Source organism: Paenibacillus lemnae (assembly GCF_012933385.1).
GTDB lineage: Bacteria > Bacillota > Bacilli > Paenibacillales > Paenibacillaceae > Paenibacillus_AQ > Paenibacillus_AQ lemnae.
Map to the genome: position 1 here is coordinate 252,298 of NZ_JABBPN010000003.1, position 20,224 is coordinate 272,521.

The following is a 20,224-nucleotide window of genomic DNA, read 5'->3' on the forward strand; positions in this document are numbered from 1 at the left end:
ATTATTCCCCAAGATGATGTTCTATGCTACACTATATCCAATCTTTTACTCCAAAGGAGAGTGAAGCATTGGCTGATGAAAAGCTGGTTTATCTGCCACTGGATGAAAGGCCCTGCAATTATGATTTTCCACAGCTGCTGATCCGGGATGCTGGAATACAGATGGTGCGTCCTGCGTTGGACATGATGGGGCGCAAGAAAACACCCGGGGACACGAAACAGCTTGCGGATTGGCTGGAAGTAGAATGCAGCAATGCATATGGTGCGGTTGTCTCTCTGGATACGCTGTTGTACGGAGGTATTGTTCCTTCCCGCCTGCATGATTTAAGTGAAGCAGAGATACTGGGCCGCCTGGAGAGGCTCCGGACCATCAAGCAGAACCGGCCGGTTCTGAAGCTGTTTGCCATGCATCTGATTATGCGCTGTCCGCAGTATTCCAGTGATGATGAAGAGCCCGGCTATTATGGACAGTATGGACGGGACATATTCCGCAAGGGGTATCTCAGCCACAAGCAGGAACTGGGCATAATAACGGAAGAGGAAGAACAGGAACTGGCTGATATTCTGGCTAACCTGCCGGCTGAAGTCGAGCGCGACTATCTGGAGCGGCGCGCCATAAACCGTATGGCAAACCGGAAGGTACTGGAATACGTGGAGGAAGGTATTATTGATTTTCTGGTGATTCCTCAGGATGATTCGGCGCCATACGGCTGGACGGCCTTGGATCAGCAGCAGGTACGGCAGGATATGATGTCCCGTAACGTAGAGCTGCGCGCGCTCATGTATCCCGGTGCGGATGAGGCGGGCTGTACCCTGACGATCCGGATGATCCACGAGATGAATGGTGAGAAGCCGTGGATTTATCCGCGCTTTGCTGGTTCGGGTGCACCTTATATCACTCCTCTGTATGAAGACCGACCGCTGTTCGAGAGCGTTACGTATCATATTTTGGCTGCAGGCGGCCAGATCGCCGGGAGCGCGCAGGAGGCGGATGTGATTCTGCTGATTAATGCTCCCGGGGCAGGAATGGAGGAAGCGAACAGCCAGCCATCGCCGAATGCTTCCTATCAGGTGCTGCGAAACGTTGTAGAACTGGTAGAGTACGGTCATCAGATGATGAACAGGTACGGCAAGCCGGTGGCGGTGGCGGATGTAGCTTATGCGAATGGCGGCGATCTGCAGCTGCTGAAGCTGCTGAGGCAGAAAGGCATGCTGTTCCAGCTTGCCGGTTATGCCGGCTGGAATACGAGCTCTAATACGCTGGGGACGGTTATCGCCCAGGGTCTGCTGTATCACCGGTATGGTTCAAGACAGGCTCATTTGGACTTTTTGGCACTGCGATATACCGAAGATTGCGGATACTGCTCGGTCGTGCGCAAGGAGCTGTCCGGCGGTGTTATTCAACAGATAGGCTGTGATTATTTTGAGGCCGATGGTCAGCGCGGCAGGGTAGCCGGTATGGTTCAGGAAAAGCTGGAGCAGTTTGTGCAGCAGTATGTGAACACGGACAGGGTGAGCGTCTCGGTTGACGAGGTGTATCTGCCCTGGAACCGGATGTTCGAAGTGGGTGTCAGCACGGTCTGTACGGTCAATTGGCTCAGCAATAAATAATAACAATGAGAAAGGCCTCCGCTATGGTTTGCAGGGGTCTTCTTATTGTGGTGCAAGAATCTGCTTTTGCTTTATGACGAATCATGCTATGATGATATCACCTAACAAAATCCTATGTTTTGTTAGGTGACTATCCAATCATAATAAAATACAAAAATGTTTTTTAAGTAGGTTGATATGATGAAAAAAGTAACCATTCAGGAAATCGCCGATTTTACCGGTGTATCTAAATTTGCGGTATCCCGGGCCTTATCGGGCAAATCTGGCGTCAGCACCCATACCCGGGAGATGATTATCCGGACAGCGGGACAGCTGGGGTATTTTAAAGATCAGGGAAGAACGGCACATCTGGATGTTCAGCCGCCTGAGGAGGGAACAAGAAAAGATAACAAAGCTATTCTTGTTTTGTTTCCAAATGTCAGATATCAGAACATGGAGTCGGTCTATTGGGGACCAGTCTTTAATGGGATATCTTCACGTCTGAACCAGAAAGGGATTGATATTATAACCCTGACGGAACCGACGGCAGACTCCATGTTCTCACTGCTCAATCCCCAGGCCATCGGCGGGATTATCACCGTCGGGTCAGTCTCCACGCAGGTACTGCTGGATATCCGTCAGCTGAATATTCCTGTTATGATGGTAGATCATCTGGATCCGGCATTTCAATGCGACATGATCTTTTCCGATAATTTGCATTGTATCAGGGAAATAATGATGAACCTGATCCGATTAGGCTGCAAATCTTTTCAATTCGTAGGCCCGATTAAAGACGCTCACAGTTTTAATGAGCGCTGGCTCGGATTCAGGTCAACCCTGATTGACTGTGGCTTGGAGCAGCATCAGATTCCGGAACTAGTCGAAGGAGAGAATGAAGATATCAAATCTGCATTAACTTCTGCTGCTGCTGGTGGGAAACTGCCTGAAGTATTGGTGTGCATCAACGATTGGATGGCAGAGTATGTCATTGATATTCTGAAGGAAGTCGGGGTGGAGGTTCCTGCAGATGTGCAGGTGACCGGTTTTGATAATACGCATCCTCATCGCCCCATTTTGGCTACCGTGAATGTTAATAAGGAACAGCTGGGAAGACGCGCTGTCGACCAGTTGTTATGGAGAATGCATAATCCTCAGTCAAATTATGAGAAAATTCTGGTGCAGGCCGATGTGCTGATTAAAGATCGCTTTCTAGCATCTTCTGTAACAGGAACTGGTGCAAGAGAATCATAGAATGGTCCATCTCTGATGAAGAGGAAGAGCCCTGATTGAGTGACTCAGGGCTTTTTGGCATACAATTTTTATTTCTGTTCTACCGTACTGCTGGAATAGGAAAAGTTAGGGGTGTTGTAAAAAAATTGCTATTGATGTATTGACGGTTGTTATTTCAGGTGATATATTGTTTTTCAAATACATAACAAATGGTGGTGATTATACTAATTTTGTTATTATTATGTTTGGTTATCAATTGAGCGTGAGGGGTTCATAAACGTTAATGGGAGGTTTGACAATGAGAAAAATGAAAGGGCTTTCTTTAATCTTGTTTTGTTTGATATTTTTGCTTACCGCTTGCAGCGGCGGGGGATCAACGGCTGAGAATAATACACCGCCGGCACCTGTAGAAAATGAGATCAAGGAAGAGGTAAAAGAACCTGCACCTGAAGAACCGGCAAAAGAAGAACCTCCTGCAAAGGATCTGGGCGGCAGAGTAATCAAAATAGCGGCCTGGTGGGATTTGAAGCCAGCGGGTGCTACCGCTTCCGAGAAAGCGCGGTTGGATAAGATCGCCGAGCTGGAGAAGAAGTATAACTGCAAGATTGAATTTGTAAACGTTCCCTTTGAGGAGTACATGAATAAATTCACCACCAGTGTACTGGCCGGCGAACCGTTTGCGGACATTGTACAGATGGAATATAAAGCGGCTCTGCCAGCCATTTTGAAAGGACAGCTGCTTAAGGTTAGTGAGTTCACGACAGAGCAGAACAATATTAACAAGGATGCAGATCTGATGACGAAATCTCCGTCCATCGGCGGTGATGAATACGGGTTTGACAATCCGGGTTCTCTGGGACATGGCATTCACTACAACCGGGATCTCTTCAAAAAGCTCGGACTTCCTGATCTGCAGGAACTGTACACCAACGGAGAATGGACCTGGGATAAGCTCCTTGAAGTCGCCAAACAAGCGACGAAAGACACTAATAATGATGGTAAAACCGATGTTTGGGGTTACTCGGGCTGGGCCATGGATGTGCTCAAACATTTTACGGCAGCCAATGGCGGAAATGTCGTAGATGCTGTCAACGGCAAGGAAATGCTGTCCGACGCCAAAACGATCGAAGCCGCCGAATTTGTGAACCGTCTTTACAATGTTGACAAAGTGGTCAAAGTGAAAAGCGGAAACCCAATGGACTGGGAAGAGACCAACACGTTCAAGGATGGAGATGTGGCAATCTTCTTCGCAGCAGAATGGATGCTGGGTGACCTAACGTTTGAGGTAGGCATTGTACCGGTACCTAACGGGCCGCAAGGCTCTCCGGATGCTACGTATGCCAATAGCGGTGCAGCCGCCAAGTTTATTCCTAAGGGAGTCGAAGACGCAGCGATCGTATACCAGATTTACGAAGAGACCTTTGACATTCCGCAAACGGAAGAATATCCGAGCCAGGAATACTTAGAGAGCATGTATACCAATCAGGAAGATATTGATATGATCCGCGAACATATTACAGGGACTGGTGTGATTACCCTGGACGATGCTTATCCGGAATATCCGACCGGTGCTTTTGTGGATGATATCATCGTGAAAAACCAATCAGTCACAGCCACAGCAGAGAAATACAAGCAGCAGGCCCAGGCATCTGTCGATAAGCTGGGCAAGTAAATAATTACAGGTCTTCAGGCGGCAACCTTAGCGGGAAAAACAAAGAGGGGGACGCGTGCAGCAGCAGCGTCCCCTTTTCTATGCTTGCCGCGAGTTACATTGAATAAGGGCGTTCGTGGCCAGGCTTCATGTCGCGCGAGGAGGATGGACATTGACAAGAAATGTGAAGGTAAACAAAAGGCTGGGCTGGTATGGGGCTGTGGCAGCGGCAGCTGTACTGCTCCTGTGGATCACCGGCGTTTTTGAAGGAGATACCGAATCGGGAGCAGCAACCGCGGCAGTCCCTGAAATACCGGCAGTAAAGCTGGTATCGGGTGCAGGGAAAAAAGAATCTGTCCTTCCTTATGAAAACTATCTGTCGCAATGGAGCGGCGAGGAAAGTCCGGATATGGAAATTGCCTGGAATGCCGCTGACTATTCCAGAGCGGATAATTCAGATGTTCGTATGCTCCATGATTACGAAGGTCAACCGGGCCCATCCCTTTATACCGGAGAGAGGGGGGGAGTGGAGTGGACTGTCGATGTGCCGAAAGCAGGGCTTTATCATCTTTCTCTGCTTTACTATCCGGTGGAAGGCAAAAGCTCCACGATCGAGCGCTCCTTGAGAATCGACGGTTATCTGCCCTTTGAAGAAGCAGCTTATCTGCAGTTTGACCGGATTTGGGGTAACACCAAAGATGAATTGGAACAGGATAATCAAGGTAATGATCTGAGGCCGAAGCAAAGTGAACGTCCCGGGTGGCGCGAGGCTGTCGTAAGGGATTCGGACGGGTATGTGAGGGAGCCCTTTCAATTTTATTTAGACAAGGGTGAACATGTGCTGACACTCAGTGCTTCACGTGAGCCCATGGTGATTCACAGTTTGAAGCTGTTTCATCAGGCTGAACCGCCTACCTATGACCAGGTAAAACAGCAGTACGAAAAGGACGGAATTCTGCCAACTACAGGCATTTTGCTGGAGATCCAGGGCGAAGAGGCTTACGCTAAATCTTCACCGACACTGTATCCGCTCAGTGAGCGCTCCAGCGCAAGTGTAAGCCCTTACAGTCCTTCGAAAGTGAGGATTAATACGATCGGAGGTTTTAATTGGCGTCTGCCCGGACAGTGGATTGAATGGGAGCTGGATGTTCCCGAAACCGGACTGTACAAGATCGGTTTCAGAACCCAGCAAAATTTCGTAAGAGGCATCTATTCTACCCGAAAGCTGAGCATCGACGGGAAGGTGCCTTTTGAAGAAATGAGCCGGGTTCCTTTCCGCTATCAAAGCGGATACCGCAATGATATTTTAGGCGGTGAAGATCCGTATCTCTTCCATTTGGAAGAAGGTAAGCATGTGCTGCGGCTGGAGGTCAGCCTCGGAGAGTTCGCACCACTGATCCAGGAGGTGGAGAACACGCTGCTGAATCTGAATGCCATGTACCGGAAGATTTTGATGATTACCGGAAACAGTCCGGATGAAGTCCGTGACTATCGGGTTGAGCAGCGTATTCCCGAGCTGCTGGATGTATTCGAGGGTGAGAGCCGCCGGCTCAGGGTTATCGCAGAGCGGCTGAAACAGCTGGCTGGTCAAAGCAGTGATCAGGAGGCGGTGCTCCGGACGATGGCGGACCAGTTGGATGAAATGGTGGATAATCCGGATACCATTCCGCGGAGGCTGAACGCTTATAAGACGAATACCGGTGGTCTTGGCACCTGGCTGCAGCAGGCCAGAGAACAGCCTCTGGAAATCGATGCCATCTATATAGCTTCGCCTGACAGGAAGCTGCCCTCAAAAGGAATGGGAGCGGGAACCAAAGTTAAGCATGAAGCGTCGACCTTCTTCTCCTCCTTTTTCATTGACTATAATCGGATCGGCAACATTACAGATGCAGCCGACCAGCGCTCAGTCACGGTGTGGATCGGAAGCGGCCGGGATCAGGCGAATACAATCAAGTCCATGATCGATGAGACCTTTACGAAGGATACCGGCATCAATGTCGATTTGAAGCTGGTGAACATGGGGACACTGCTTCCAGCCACTCTTGCCGGACAGGGTCCGGATGTCGCGATGCAGATCGGCAATGATCTGCCTGTCAACTTTGCGATGCGAAATGCGGCTGCGGATTTGACGCAGTTCAGTGATTTCGGCACGGTAGCAGATCGTTTCCGCAGCAGTGCGCTCGTGCCCTATCAATACTCGGAAGGTGTATACGCGCTGCCCGAAACCCAGACGTTCAACATGTTGTTTTACCGCAAGGATGTGCTGAATGAGATTGGTGTTGACGTTCCTCAGACCTGGGATGATGTTGCTAATCTGCTTGCAGTGCTGAACAAGAATCATATGGCATTCGGTCTTCCTGTTGTGGCCCAGGCTCCAGACCAGTGGACGACACTGCCTCCGAATTCCATGTATGCCACGCTGCTGATGCAGGCCGGAGGACAATTTTATCGCAATAACGGATTGGAGTCGGATCTGGATTCCAAAATCGGAATTGAGGCCTTCAAGAAGTGGAGCGAGTACTACACAGATTACAAGCTCGAGAGAGAATATGATTTCGCCAACCGTTTCCGAACGGGAGAGATGCCCATCGGGATCGCCGATTACACGACTTATAACCAGCTGACGGTGTTTGCTCCTGAAATCCGCGGCATGTGGGGATTTGTACCTGTGCCCGGCACGGTCCTGGAAGACGGGACACTGGACCGGACGGTTCCATCGGGGGGCAGCGCTGTGCTAATGCTGGATCAGGCCAAGGATCAGGAAGCGGCATGGGAGTTCATGAAATGGTGGACCAGTGATGAGACGCAGACAGGGTTTGGCCGGGAAATGGAAGGGTTGATGGGCGCTGCAGCCCGCTATCCGACTGCCAATATCAAGGCACTGGAACAGCTGCCGTGGCCGGTGGATGATTTCGAAAATCTGAAGGCACAATTCCAATGGGTACAGGGCATTCCGGAGGTTCCTGGAGGGTATTCGACCGGCAGGCATTTATTTAATGCTTTTTACCGGTCGGTCATTGGTCAGGTTGAACCCCGTGAAGCGATCATGGATTCCGTTCAGTATATCCAGGATGAAATCTACAACAAGCAAAAAGAATTCGGTCAGCTGCAGGAGCAGGGGGGGATCTAATTGCAAAATTCCAGTATACAGGAAGTCAAGCGTGCCGAGCCTGCTCAGCTCCGCCTGCCGAAAAAAGATTCATGGTGGTCCATCAAACGGCAGGAAATGAAAGCCAGCAAGCATTCGTATATTCTGCTCGCACCATACATGATCCTTTTCACCTTGTTCACAGTACTTCCGGTCAGTGTTTCTATCATACTCAGCTTCTCTTACTTTAATATGCTGGAGCTGCCCCGGTTTGTGGGCTGGGATAATTACACACGGCTGTTTCTGGAAGATGATATCTTCCTGACGGCCATTAAGAATACGCTGCTGTTTGCGGCGATCACAGGGCCTGTAAGTTATCTGGCCTGCTTTATTTTTGCATGGATCATTAATGAGCTCACGCCCCGGATGAGAGCGTTTATGACGCTGATTTTTTATGCGCCCTCCATCTCGGGCAACATTTATTTTATTTGGCTGATGATTTTTTCCGGTGACCGCTACGGGATCGCTAACGGAATGCTGATGAAGATCGGTGTGATTTTAGAGCCTATCCAATGGCTTAAAACCGAGGCATACATTATGCCGATCATCATTCTCGTTCAGCTCTGGCTCAGCCTTGGCACGGGGTTTCTGGCTTTTATCGCAGGCCTCCAGACGGTAGACAGAACATTATATGAAGCGGGTGCAGTTGATGGGGTTCGCAACCGGTGGCAGGAATTATGGTATATTACGCTGCCTTCCATGCGGCCGCAGCTTATGTTTGGGGCAGTCATTCAGCTGACAACGTCTTTTGCCGTAGCTGATGTGTCCATTGCTTTGGCAGGTTTCCCGAGCGTGAACTATGCCGCAGAAACCGTAGTAACTCATCTTATTGATTACGGTACGACCCGATTCGAAATGGGATATGCGTCTGCCATTGCCACTGTGCTGTTTGGCCTGATGGTCGGCACCAATCTCATAGTCCAAAAATTACTGCAAAAGGTGGGGGGGTAACCATGAAGGCTGCACTTGATGTTCCAGGAAAGCCGATCGGGAGCAAACTTCGGCAGCTGATGCCGATTCGTAAGAAAAGAGTCAACCGATCCTTCATGGGAACCTTTTCGCTGTTCATGCTGCTTGCTGTCATTGGGGCGTTCATGGCACTTCCCCTGGTATACGCCATTAACAATGCCTTCAAGCCGCTGGATGAAATCTTTCTCTTTCCGCCAACCTTGTTTGTGCGAAATCCGACATGGAACAACTTTTCCGAACTTATGAACTTGCTGAGCCAGACATGGGTACCGTTCTCCCGCTACATTTTTAACACCGTCTTCATTACCGGTGCCGGAATTGTTGGTCATGTCATACTGGCCTCGGCGGCTGCATACCCGCTGGCAAAGCACAAGTTTCCGGGAAAAACATTTCTGTTCAGCATTGTCGTACTGTCGCTGATGTTCACGCCGGCTGTTACCGCAACGCCCAACTATATGATTCTCTCCTGGCTGGGCTTGATCGACACCTACTGGGCCGTTATCGTTCCGGCATTTGCCTACTCATTGGGACTGTATCTTATGAAGCAGTTTATGGAGCAGATTCCGGATGCGCTGCTCGAAGCGGCCAAGATTGACGGAGCGAACGAGTACCGTATCTTTTGGTCCATCGTGATGCCGAACGTCAAGCCGGCATGGCTCACGCTCATTATTCTCCTGTTTCAGATCTTGTGGGGAAGTGATGGGAATGGATTTATCTACAGCGAGCAGCTGAAGACGCTTCATTTTGCCTCGAATCAGATCATTATGGGCGGGATTGCACGGGCCGGTGCCGGAGCAGCGGTTGCTCTCATACTGATGAGCGTGCCAATCATTCTATTCGTGTTCTCACAGAGCCGGATTATCGAGACCATGGCGACTTCAGGAATGAAGGATTAAGGGGGATGAACATATGCCAGCCAAGAAATTAATAGCCTTTGTCGCGGCCGTCTCCCTGCTGCTGACCGGCCTCGGATCCGGGGAGCCGGCAGCCGCCTCCTCCACAGCAGCTCCTTATGAGAGCTACAACTACAACTATTGGGAGGAAGCCACTCCGATGCCGGCCGCGTATCTGCCTGAAGGATATATCACCGGAAAAAATCTGGGGATCGGGGAGTTTCTGGAGCCTGCGGATATGCATGTTTCTTCTTCAGGCAGACTGTACGTGCTGGATACCGGCAATCAGCGGATTGTGCAGATGAACCCCGACTGGACGGAGGCTAAGGTGATCACAACTTTTGAACATGAAGGAAAGGAGGATACCTTCAGCAATCCCAGCGGGATTTTTGTGGATCACGATGAAAAAATGTACATAGCCGATACGGATCACCAGCGGATTGTCATCCTGACTCCCGAGGGGAAACTGGCTGGGATGATTCAGAACCCGGAATCGGAGGTGCTTCCGGAAGACTTCAAGTTTATTCCGCTGAAGGTCACCGTCGATAAAGCGAACCGGATCTTCGTCGTCGCCCGCGGGGTGTACGAAGGGATTATGCAATTTGATGAAGACGGCAGTTTTATCGGCTATGTCGGTACGATTAAGGTCAAACGGAATTATGCGGATTACTTGTGGAGGCTTGTCTCCACCAAAGCGCAGAAGGCCCAGATGCGGCTGTTCATTCCGACCGAATTTTCCAATGTGGATATTGACGAGAAAGGCTTTGTGTATGCAACGAACATCGATATTGGTTCAGAAGAGCTGATTAAGCGTCTTAACCCGGCAGGACAGGATGTGTTGAAGCGGCTTGGTTATTATCCTGTTGCAGGGGATGTTTATTTCCGCCGGACGACAGGGCCTTCCAAGTTTATTGATGTGAAGGTGCTGGGAGACGGGATGTACAGCGGACTGGACTCTACGCAGGGAAGGGTCTTTACTTATGACGAGAACGGCAATCTGCTCTACATTTTTGGAGGGAAAGGCAATCAGCTGGGTCTGTTCAAAACGCCGGCTGCCGTCGAAATGGCGGGTGAGAAGCAGCTTGTACTGGACAGGGGGAAAGGAAATATTGTCGTGTTTAAACCGACGGTATTCGGCTCCCGCGTTAATGAGGCTGTTCGGCATCATTACCGCGGTGAAGCGGATGAGGCGGAAACGGCATGGGAGCAGGTTCTGCAGCTGAACGCCAATTACGACATAGCCTATACGGGGATCGGCAAAGCAAAGCTGATGAATCAGGAGAATAAGGAAGCGCTAACTTATTTCAAACTGGGCATGGATCGGAAAAATTATTCTGTTGCCTATAAGAGATACCGCAGAGAAGTGATGAAAGAGCATTTTGGCACCGTGCTTTCCCTCCTGCTTGCCGCCGGGGCTGCCTTTGCGGGATTCAGAATGGTGAGACACTGGAAGCTGAGGAGGGAGAGAAATCATGAAACAGGATTTTAAGTTTCCTCTCTATGTGATCCTTCATCCGTTTGACGGATTCTGGGATATGAAATATGAAAACCGCGGCAGACTGCGGGTAGCGGCGGTCATTCTGTTTCTGCTGGTACTGGCGATGATTCTTCAGAAGCAATATGCCGGATTCCTGGTCAATTACAATGATTTCCGCCGGTTAAACAGCTTGAGCGAGCTGGTTTTTGTGCTGGCACCCTTGCTGCTGTGGTGTATTGCGAACTGGTCTGTGACTACCCTGATGGGAGGAGAGGGCAAGTTCAGGGATATCCTGATGGCCACGTCGTATGCGCTGGTCCCTCTGGTGCTGATTTATCCGCCGATGACACTGTTCAGCCGCTTTATGGTGCAGGAAGAAACCGTATTTTATTATTTGCTGAATACGGCTGCCGTCTTTTGGTTTATCGGCTTGCTGTTTGTCGGAATTATGACCGTCCACCAGTACTCTCCGTCCAAAACCATATTGACGATCTTTCTTAGTGTTGTAGTCATGGGAATTATCGTGTTTCTGGGAACGCTGATCTTCAGCATGCTCCAGCAGATCGCAGAATTCGTGATCAATGTGTACAGAGAGATTATTTTCCGGGCATGAAGGGGGGCGGAACACTGTGAAAAAACGAAAAAAGTGGCTTTTGTTCTTCGCCGGGGCAGTTATCCTGATGTTGGCGGCAGGGCTGTGGCTCACCAGCCGTGGAGCACCTGCTGCTGATTTATCCGCATTTCGCCAAACGCTCGAGGAGCTTGAGCCCGGGACGGAGCTGAAGTCACTGCCGGAGGCTGCAGCCGGTATTCCAGGGATGATTCTGGCGGCCCAGAACGAGGATCTGGCGCTGTATTACAATGAAACTACTGCCGAGGTGGCTGTCAGCGACAAGAGAAGCAAACATATATGGTACAGCAACCCCTCAGAACGTAATGAGGATACCATCGCGTCTCCTTTTGAAAAAGAAGTACTCTCTTCCCAGCTGGCAGTTTCTTTCAGGGACCAGATTGGCACGCTGGAAACATATCATAGTTTCCCCTGGAGTGTAACAAGCAAGAACTTCACGGCAGAAGCCATTAAGAATGGAATTCGTATCACCTATACGCTGGGCGATGTTTCCCTCGGCGTTGATGCGCTGCCCCAGTATATAACAAAATCACGGCTTCAGGAGAAAGTACTGAGCAAGCTGGATGAATCTCTTGCCAATTACGTCGAAACAAGGTATTACCCGACCAAGAACAATCCAGAGGTTTTGGAACGTCTCGATGAACAGGTGAAAAAACCGCTCGTTCTGAAAAAAATGCTGTCCGCTTTTGAGCAGGCTGGTTATACAGCAGAAGATCTCGCTGCAGACAATGCAGAGAATGGATCAGCGGCAGGCGGTGAATCTACAAAGCCCAGCTTTACGATTCCGATGGAGTATCGTCTGGACGGCAGTACACTGCTTGTAAGTATACCGATGCATCAGGTGACAGAGAGTGAGAACCACCGGATAGCCAGCATTGATCTGCTTCGCTTTTTCGGCGCAGCAGGCTCCGAGGAAGAAGGCTACATGCTGGTGCCTGACGGAAGCGGGGCTCTGATTCGTCTTAACAACGGGAAGATTCGTGAAGAGCAGTATGTGCAGCAGGTATACGGACCCGACCCGAATGACAACAGCTGGGGCCGGGGACAGGTAGCTGAAAAGGCAGCCATGCCGGTGTATGGATTGAAGGCAGATGATGCCGCCTGGTTCGCTGTCATTGAAGAGGGCGACGCCGCTGCCCGCATTGCTGCAGATATCGGGGGAAAGCAAAGTTCCTACAATTATGTATACAGCAGTTTTGCTGTGCGCGGCGAAGATGAACTGGAGCTGTACACCGGATCCAAGATTCAGGAAATCAAGCTGCTGAGCGAAGAGCTGTACCGTGGAAATCTGTCGGTGCGCTACAGCTTTTTGACAGGGGGAGATGCCAGCTATTCAGGAATGGCGAAGGCCTATCGCAGTATGCTGGTGCAGCAGAACAAGCTGACACCTCTGGCAGAGGAACAAAAACTGCCGTTTTATGTGGATATGCTCGGCAGTCTCGATAAACAGAAATCATTTTTGGGTGTCCCTTATGATGCGGTGATATCCATGACGAGCTTTCAGGAAGCCGGTGACATTGCGCGGAAGCTGTCAGAGGACGGGATCTCCAATCTGCGGATGCGCTACCTGGGCTGGTTTGGCAAGGGCGTGCATCACAAAGCACCGGTATCTGTAAAGGCAGATCGCGTGCTCGGCAGCAAAAAAGAACTGAGCCAGCTGCAGGAACAGCTTCAGCAGAGCGGCGGCGGCTTATATCCCGATGTAGCATTCCAGTACATCTACCGGGATGGAGCGGGTTTCAACCCGTCCTCCGATGCGGCGCGCTTCGTGACCAGAGAAGCAGCAGAACTGCATCCTTATGATCGCAACATGAACCGGATGGATCCTTATTATGGATCGTATACGCTGCTGTCTCCAGCCAAGCTTCCGTATTATGTGAAGGAGTTTGCACGGAACTATGAGAATTACGGGATTGGGGCACTATCCCTGCGTGATCTCGGCAGTCTGGTGTCCTCGGATTACCGGGTAGGCCGGGTCGTCTTCCGTGAAGATGCGAAGCATATTGCAGTCAGTCAGATGAAGCTTCTGCAGGAACAATATCCGGATGTTATGGTGTCGGATGCGAATGCTTACACATGGCCTTATGTCAATCACATCCTGGATGTCCCGGAGGGTACCAGCCGGTTCAGCCTGACCGATGAAGAGGTGCCTTTTTATCAGATGGTCATCCACGGATATATGGACTATGCCGGGCAGACGCTGAATATCGGTGCCGAGCAGGACATCCGCCACAAAATTCTGGCTTCGGTGGAGCTGGGGGCTGCACCGCACTTTGTATGGTCCTATGAGCCTTCATCCCTGCTGAAGTTCACCCGGTTTGATGATATGTATTCCACACAGTATGAGGACTGGTATGAGGAAGCGGTTACCTACTACAACAGAGTTAACGAGGTGCTGGGTCCTCTTCGGAATACGCCGATCGATGAACATATCCGGCATCAGCAGGGCGTAGTGGAAGTGAAGTATGAAGGCGGAACATCGCTGCTGATTAACTATACCGATAAGCCAGTATCGGTGAACGGCGTTAAGGTGGAGGCGAAAGATTTTACGTCAGGGGGTGACGGGGCATGAAAATAAAACTGACACTGGTCCAGAAACGATCCATGCTCGGTCTGCTGTTTATCGCGCCCTGGCTAATCGGATTCATCTTCCTGTTCGCAGGGCCGCTGGCCCAGTCGATCCGTTTCAGCTTCAATAAGCTGATGGTATCACCGGGAGGGTATGAGCTTCAGAACGTCGGTTTGCAAAACTTTCAAGATGCGCTCTTTGTGGATGCCAACTTTAACCGGATATTGACAGAGTCGATTCTCGGCATGTTGGTGGACGTACCGCTGATTCTTTTTTTTAGCTTGTTCTCAGCAGTACTGTTAAATCAGAAGTTTCGGGGGCGGGGACTTGCCAGGGCGATTTTCTTCCTGCCAGTCATTCTCGCATCCGGGGCGATTGCTTCTGCGGAGAGTGCGGGTCTCATCAATCTTGTCGGGAATGCCCAGGTGGCGGAGCAGCTGGGTCAGGCATCTTCCCAATTCAATGCCCGGTCTATGGTGCTTCTGTTATCCGAAGCCGGGTTTCCGCTCGCTGTTACAGACTATATTGTGGATGCGGTTATGCGGATTTATGAGATCATCAGCAGCTCCGGTGTGCAGATTCTGATTTTTCTCGCAGCGCTGCAGTCTGTTCCTGGATCCATGTATGAGGTGGCCAAAATCGAAGGTGCAACCGCTTATGAATCCTTTTGGAAAATTACCTTCCCGATGGTCAGTCCGCTCATTCTGACGAACATCATTTATACCATTATTGATTCGTTCTCGGACAGCAGGGTGACCCAGACGATTTACGAGACGGCGTTCAAAACACAGAATTTCGGTTTGAGCGCAGCGATGGCCTGGTTGTACACGATTCTGGTCAGTGTGCTGTTAATTGTCATGGGCGTCATTGTATCCAGAAAAACCTTTTACCACAACTAGGCTGAGAAAGAGGGGATTGTTATGGCTATCGTTCGGGAACGGTGGGACGAGGACTCACACAACCGCATCAACCGGATCAAGAACAAATCACTGAACTCGCTGTGGTCCATATGCCGGTTTATGCTGATATTAGGCATTACTTTTATCATTATCTATCCGATTCTGACCAAATTCTCCATGGCTTTCAAGGCGAAAGAAGATATTTATAATCCGACAATTTATATGATCCCGGTACATTTTACTCTGGATAATCTGAGTGTAGCTCTGAAGCTGCTGGATTACTGGCCGCTCTTGCTGAACACGATGGTGTATGTGTTTGTGACGATGCTGCTGACCACCATGTCGACAGCGCTGGCAGGTTACGGTTTCGCCCGCTTTCAATTTCCTGGAAGCAATATTTTGTTCGGGCTGGTCGTTTTGACCATTCTGATCCCGATGAGCACGCTGATGGTGCCCATGTATCTGCATTTCCGGAGCTTTGACGTTTTAGGTGTGGTACACCTGTTTACGGGAAAAGACGGCATTAACCTGTTAGGTACATATTGGCCGTCAGTTATTACCTCAGCCACGGCGACAGGGCTTAAAGCAGGGTTGTTTATTTATATTTTCCGCCAGTTTTTTCGCGGCCTGCCGAAGGAGATCGAAGAAGCGGCACTCATTGATGGCGCTGGAGGGATCAAGACCTTTTTTAGCATTATGCTGCCTAATGCCATTCCGCCGCTTATTACCGTAACCCTCTTCTCCTTCGTCTGGCAGTATAACGATACGTTCTATACATCACTCTTTATGAGTGACAGCGCGCTGATGCCGCTCAAGATCGCCTCCCTGCCGGCGGATGCCAGCCAGTTCCTGCCGGGACTAATGGGGATTTCCAACTCGGCAGAAGCAGATCCCAACTATGTGGCGCTGGTGGTGGATACTGGCATTCTGCTCGCTATCATTCCGCTGATTCTGCTGTATCTGTTCGTGCAGCGTCATTTCGTAGAGAGTGTAGAACGTACTGGAGTCGTTGGATAAGTGCTCGTGTATCGTCGTATTAATGATCAGCGATCAGCCATCATCATATGAGGAGGCTTGTTCATGGCAGAGCAAATCGTAAACCTTGACGACACCCGTTATCAAGTGCAGCCGAAACTTATCCATCCCCATCCCTCCTGGGAAGCGGGCGGACTGATGGAATACCTCTGCAGTATGTACGGCAAAAAAATGCTGACAGGCCAGCAGATTGGCGTTACCATGACGCCGCCGGAGCTGGATTTACTGTATGAATATACAGGGAAATATCCAGCAGTCGCCGGCTTTGACTTCATGGATTATTCCCCCTCCCGAGCAGAACGGGGAAGGGTATGCCGGGATACTGATCTGGCAGTGGATTGGTGGAGAGAAGGCGGGATCGTCACGTTTTGCTGGCACTGGAATGCTCCCAAGGATCTGATTGATCTTCCCCCAAATGCAGCCTGGAACAGCGGATTCTACACCAAGGCTACTACGTTTGATGTGGCAAAAGGTATGAGTGATCCAGCGTCAGAAGAATATCATCTGCTCCTTCGGGATATTGATGTCATTGCCGGTCAGCTTAAAGTGCTTCAAAAAGCGAAGGTTCCGGTGCTGTGGAGACCGCTGCACGAGGCCTCGGGCGGGTGGTTCTGGTGGGGGGCGAAAGGCCCCCAGCCCTGTATTGCACTTTGGAAGCTCATGTATGAGCGGATGACAAAGCATCATGGCCTGGACAATCTGATCTGGGTATGGAATGGGCAGCATGGAGACTGGTATCCCGGGGATGAGTATGTGGATATCATCGGAGAGGATATTTATTCACCGGAATGCGATTATTCATCTCAGAAGGAGCGGTTCCATACGGCTGAAAAGTACAGTACGGCCAGGAAAATCATTGCGTTATCCGAAAACGGGGTAATTCCCGACCCGGATGAGATGTTGAAGGATGGTGTTCCATGGGCCTGGAATTGTACCTGGTATGGAAGCTTTGTATTCCGTGAAGAAGGAGGCCGCAGATTTTACTCAAATCAATATACAGAGCTGGCGCAGCTGATCAAAACATACCAGCATCCTTTGACTGTTACACGGGAGGAACTGCCGGTCTGGAAAGAATATATGAAGTCTTCTTCAGATGTCAGTAAACTTTGATATTCAAATAATATTTAATGTTATTTTGTTATTTTCTGTTTGTTATTCATTGGGGAAAAGGGGTTCTTTATAATGCCTAAACAACTGATCATTCAAGACTGGAAATTTAAAGAAGTGGAAGGTCAGGATTGGCTTCCTGCCAAGGTTCCGGGATGTGTGCACACGGACCTTTTGCGTCACGGGGTAATTGCTGAACCTTTTTATGGGACCAACGAGCATGACCTGCAGTGGATCGATAAAAAAAACTGGGAATATGAAGCTGTTGTAGATGTAACAGAAGAGCTTGCGGCTGAAACCCATCTGGAACTTGTGTTTACTGGGCTTGATACCTATGCGGACGTTTATGTGAATGGAGAGCATATCCTCGCTGCCGATAACATGTTCCGCTCCTGGCGGGTTGACGTGAAACGGCATTTCCAGCCGGGAAACAATGCGCTGCGCGTGGTCTTTCGTTCACCCATTCAGGAGGATCTGCCCAAGCTGGAGAAGCTGGGGTATCCGCTGCCGGCAACAAATGACCAGTCGGAGCTTGGAGGGCTGGGTGGTCATAAGCTCAGTATATTCGCTCGTAAAGCGCCTTATCATTACGGCTGGGATTGGGGTCCGCGGTTTGTCACAAGCGGCATTTGGCGGCCCGTTATGGTGGAGGCATGGTCCGGTGTACGGATCCATGATCTGTTCATTCGTCAGGATGAGGTGAATGCAGCAGGTGCAAGGCTTACGGCGATTGCCAGTATTGAAGCTGACAGCGCACTGAGAGGACGCTTTACAGTATCTGCAGAGGGCTACCAGTGGTCACAGGAATTGAGCTTGAGTGCCGGCCGTCAGAGTATTGAGCTTCAGCTCGAGATGGAAAATCCTAAGCTGTGGTGGTCGCGTGGACTCGGAGACCCGCATCTCTATAGTTTCGAGAGCGTTTTCGAGTGTGGGGAGGGTTCATCAGCATCAGCCTCGGTAAAAACCGGCCTGCGCAGTGCCAGATTGATCCGGAACAAGGATGAGCAGGGCACTTCATTTTATATTGAACTGAACGGGGTACCGGTATTTGCCAAAGGGGCCAATCACATTCCGAATGACAGCTTTCTGACAGAGGTGACGGCAGATCGTTACCGGCATGAGATTGCTTCTGCGGCAGCATCGAATATGAATATGCTGCGTGTATGGGGCGGCGGGATTTATGAGGAAGATGTATTTTACGAGCTGTGTGATGAGTATGGCATTATGGTTTGGCAGGACTTTATGTTTGCCTGCAGTATGTATCCCGGCGACGAGGCATTTCTCGGAAATGTAAGGCTTGAGGCAGAGGAGAATGTCACACGCCTGCGCAATCATCCGAGCATTGTCCTTTGGTGCGGCAACAATGAAATCGACACCGCTTGGTCGCACTATGATGAGAACGCCGGGTGGGGCTGGAAGAAGGAATACAATGCACAGCAGAGGGAGCAGATTTGGAGAGACTATGAGGCGGTTTTTCACGAGATTCTTCCTGAGGCTGTGAATGCCTGCGCACCTGGGGCGTATTACTGGCCTTCCTCTCCGATGGTGTCCTTGAGCAATGATGAACACCAGCACTCCAATCCGAATACGACGAGCGGGGACATCCACTATTGGGGAGTGTGGCACAATACAGAGCCGTTCGAGAATTATAATCGTCATGTCGGCCGCTTCATGAGCGAATATGGATTTCAGTCTTTCCCTGAACCGCGCACAGTCCGTACTTATGCTGAAGAGAGCGACATGGAGCTGGAGTCCAAGGTCATGCTGGCTCATCAGAAGAACGGTGCCGGAAACCGTTTGATAAAAAGCTACATGGACCAATACATGAACGAGCCGAAAAACTTCGAATCCTTCCTGTACATGAGCCAGATGCTTCAGGCGGAAGCGATGAAAACCGCGATTGAAGCGCATCGCCGCCGCATGCCTTACTGTATGGGAACGCTGTACTGGCAGATGAATGACTGCTGGCCTGTAGCTTCATGGGCCGGGATGGATTATCTCGGAAGATGGAAGGCGCTGCAGTATACGGCCAAGCGCAGCTTCAGGGATGTGAGTTTGGTGATAGATCGTGAGGATGATGTGCTGTCCGTGACCCTCATCTCCGATCTCTCCAAAGATGGGGACGGTGTTCTGGATCTGCGGCTTCTGAGCTTCACGGGAGAGCTGCTGTGGAATGATTCCCGTCTGGTGAGTGTATCTGCTCGGCAAGCCCATGTGGTCTATCAGGTTGATACAGAACAGCTGCTGGGAAGTCATGATGAAAGCAGCGTGGTACTGCTGGTTGAACTGAAGGAGCAGGAGCATGTCATCGACAGCAAAACCTGGTTTTTTGTCCAGGACCGCGGTCTGAAGCTCAGCCTGCCTGAAATCACGTTGACGGAAATACAGGAAAGTGAAGGTACAGTCTACCGCTTGGAGACCAGCACCTTGGCGAGGCATGTATGGCTGTCCTCAGATATTGAGGGAATCTTCAGCGATAATGACTTTGATCTCATTCCCGGTGAGCCCAAAGACATCACTTTCTCCCGGCGCAGCCAGGGGACTGATGCGTTTGAGCGTGAGCGCGCAGGCAATGTGGAGATCTTGTCTATGGCACACTGTATCCAGCCCGAAGCAGTAACCACAAGCTAAGCTTTTTTATGAAGATGTGCTGTGATTAGCAGGTCACCCTTTTGAATCCTAGAGCCGGGCATTTAGTCCGGGTTAGGCCAGGGGATGCAGCCTATTCGCATCCTTTGTGATCGCGTTGCTGACATACATCGAGCATAAAAAGAAGTAACCCGCCACAGGTTGAGCGCTCACGATTCCAACCTTGATGTCCGGCGGGCGGCTGTTAGATCTCGCCAATGTATCTGCAACCTTGTGGAGCTTTCGATCAATCGTCTTCCGGACGCCTGATCGAAAGCTCTTTTTTGTCATGCGCATGGCTGGGCAGAACCTGAAAACTCATGTGATTATTTATACTATGACAGCAGGAACCTGGGTATTAATAGCAAATACATATATAGATTAAATGAAAAAAATAC

At 50.3% G+C, this 20,224-nt stretch carries 13 protein-coding genes; all 13 read left to right on the forward strand.

The annotated features are described in order from the left end of the window. The first annotated feature begins 68 nt into the window (after positions 1-68). The 13 genes from HII30_RS04780 to HII30_RS04840 all read left to right on the forward strand — a co-directional run bounded on the left by HII30_RS04780 (position 69) and on the right by HII30_RS04840 (position 19,829). On the forward strand, positions 69-1,610 hold the full coding sequence (locus HII30_RS04780; protein ID WP_246246107.1) for a DUF4127 family protein: 1,542 nt from the start codon (positions 69-71) through the stop codon (positions 1,608-1,610). A 177-nt stretch (positions 1,611-1,787) separates the two neighbouring features. Then, on the forward strand, positions 1,788-2,840 hold the full coding sequence (locus HII30_RS04785) for a LacI family DNA-binding transcriptional regulator (protein ID WP_169503863.1): 1,053 nt from the start codon (positions 1,788-1,790) through the stop codon (positions 2,838-2,840). A gap of 277 nt (positions 2,841-3,117) precedes the next feature. Next, positions 3,118-4,491: an ABC transporter substrate-binding protein gene (locus HII30_RS04790; protein WP_169503864.1), complete on the forward strand. Its 1,374-nt coding sequence runs from the start codon at positions 3,118-3,120 to the stop codon at positions 4,489-4,491. Positions 4,492-4,690: 199 nt separating this feature from the next. Beyond that, a complete protein-coding gene (locus HII30_RS04795) occupies positions 4,691-7,600 on the forward strand; it encodes an extracellular solute-binding protein (RefSeq protein WP_425495976.1) in 2,910 nt (969 codons plus the stop codon). Between the two features lie 96 nt (positions 7,601-7,696). Next, positions 7,697-8,569 carry a carbohydrate ABC transporter permease gene (locus tag HII30_RS04800; RefSeq protein ID WP_425495977.1) on the forward strand — a complete coding sequence of 291 codons (873 nt, stop codon included), beginning with the start codon at positions 7,697-7,699 and terminating at the stop codon, positions 8,567-8,569. 59 nt (positions 8,570-8,628) lie between these two features. After that, the gene (locus tag HII30_RS04805) at positions 8,629-9,483 is read left to right on the forward strand and encodes a carbohydrate ABC transporter permease (protein WP_169504095.1); all 855 of its coding nucleotides are present in this window, start codon (positions 8,629-8,631) and stop codon (positions 9,481-9,483) included. A 13-nt stretch (positions 9,484-9,496) separates the two neighbouring features. Next, positions 9,497-10,969, forward strand: coding sequence for an NHL repeat-containing protein (locus HII30_RS04810; RefSeq protein WP_169503866.1), 1,473 nt, complete (start codon positions 9,497-9,499; stop codon positions 10,967-10,969). Beyond that, complete coding sequence (locus tag HII30_RS04815) at positions 10,953-11,570, forward strand: Yip1 family protein (protein ID WP_169503867.1); 618 nt, start codon at positions 10,953-10,955, stop codon at positions 11,568-11,570. Before HII30_RS04810 ends, HII30_RS04815 begins: the two co-directional genes overlap by 17 nt. A 16-nt stretch (positions 11,571-11,586) precedes the next feature. Then, on the forward strand, positions 11,587-14,160 hold the full coding sequence (locus HII30_RS04820) for a DUF5696 domain-containing protein (RefSeq protein WP_343045067.1): 2,574 nt from the start codon (positions 11,587-11,589) through the stop codon (positions 14,158-14,160). After that, positions 14,157-15,056 carry a carbohydrate ABC transporter permease gene (locus HII30_RS04825; protein WP_169503869.1) on the forward strand — a complete coding sequence of 300 codons (900 nt, stop codon included), beginning with the start codon at positions 14,157-14,159 and terminating at the stop codon, positions 15,054-15,056. Before HII30_RS04820 ends, HII30_RS04825 begins: the two co-directional genes overlap by 4 nt. Before the next feature lie 21 nt (positions 15,057-15,077). Further along, complete coding sequence (locus HII30_RS04830; RefSeq protein ID WP_169503870.1) at positions 15,078-16,073, forward strand: carbohydrate ABC transporter permease; 996 nt, start codon at positions 15,078-15,080, stop codon at positions 16,071-16,073. Between the two features lie 63 nt (positions 16,074-16,136). Next, positions 16,137-17,201 (forward strand): glycosyl hydrolase, encoded by a 1,065-nt coding sequence (locus HII30_RS04835; protein WP_169503871.1) that lies wholly within the window; start codon positions 16,137-16,139, stop codon positions 17,199-17,201. 72 nt (positions 17,202-17,273) lie between these two features. Then, on the forward strand, positions 17,274-19,829 hold the full coding sequence (locus HII30_RS04840) for a beta-mannosidase (protein WP_169503872.1): 2,556 nt from the start codon (positions 17,274-17,276) through the stop codon (positions 19,827-19,829). Positions 19,830-20,224: the final 395 nt, after the last annotated feature.

Coding starts and splice junctions, on each gene's coding strand:
- HII30_RS04840 (WP_169503872.1), top strand. CDS start 17,274: ATGCCTAAACAACTGATCATTCAAGACTGGAAATTTAAAGAAGTGGAA.
- HII30_RS04785 (WP_169503863.1), top strand. CDS start 1,788: ATGATGAAAAAAGTAACCATTCAGGAAATCGCCGATTTTACCGGTGTA.
- HII30_RS04830 (WP_169503870.1), top strand. CDS start 15,078: ATGGCTATCGTTCGGGAACGGTGGGACGAGGACTCACACAACCGCATC.
- HII30_RS04825 (WP_169503869.1), top strand. CDS start 14,157: ATGAAAATAAAACTGACACTGGTCCAGAAACGATCCATGCTCGGTCTG.
- HII30_RS04800 (WP_425495977.1), top strand. CDS start 7,697: ATGAAAGCCAGCAAGCATTCGTATATTCTGCTCGCACCATACATGATC.
- HII30_RS04790 (WP_169503864.1), top strand. CDS start 3,118: ATGAGAAAAATGAAAGGGCTTTCTTTAATCTTGTTTTGTTTGATATTT.
- HII30_RS04835 (WP_169503871.1), top strand. CDS start 16,137: ATGGCAGAGCAAATCGTAAACCTTGACGACACCCGTTATCAAGTGCAG.
- HII30_RS04815 (WP_169503867.1), top strand. CDS start 10,953: ATGAAACAGGATTTTAAGTTTCCTCTCTATGTGATCCTTCATCCGTTT.
- HII30_RS04810 (WP_169503866.1), top strand. CDS start 9,497: ATGCCAGCCAAGAAATTAATAGCCTTTGTCGCGGCCGTCTCCCTGCTG.
- HII30_RS04805 (WP_169504095.1), top strand. CDS start 8,629: ATGCCGATTCGTAAGAAAAGAGTCAACCGATCCTTCATGGGAACCTTT.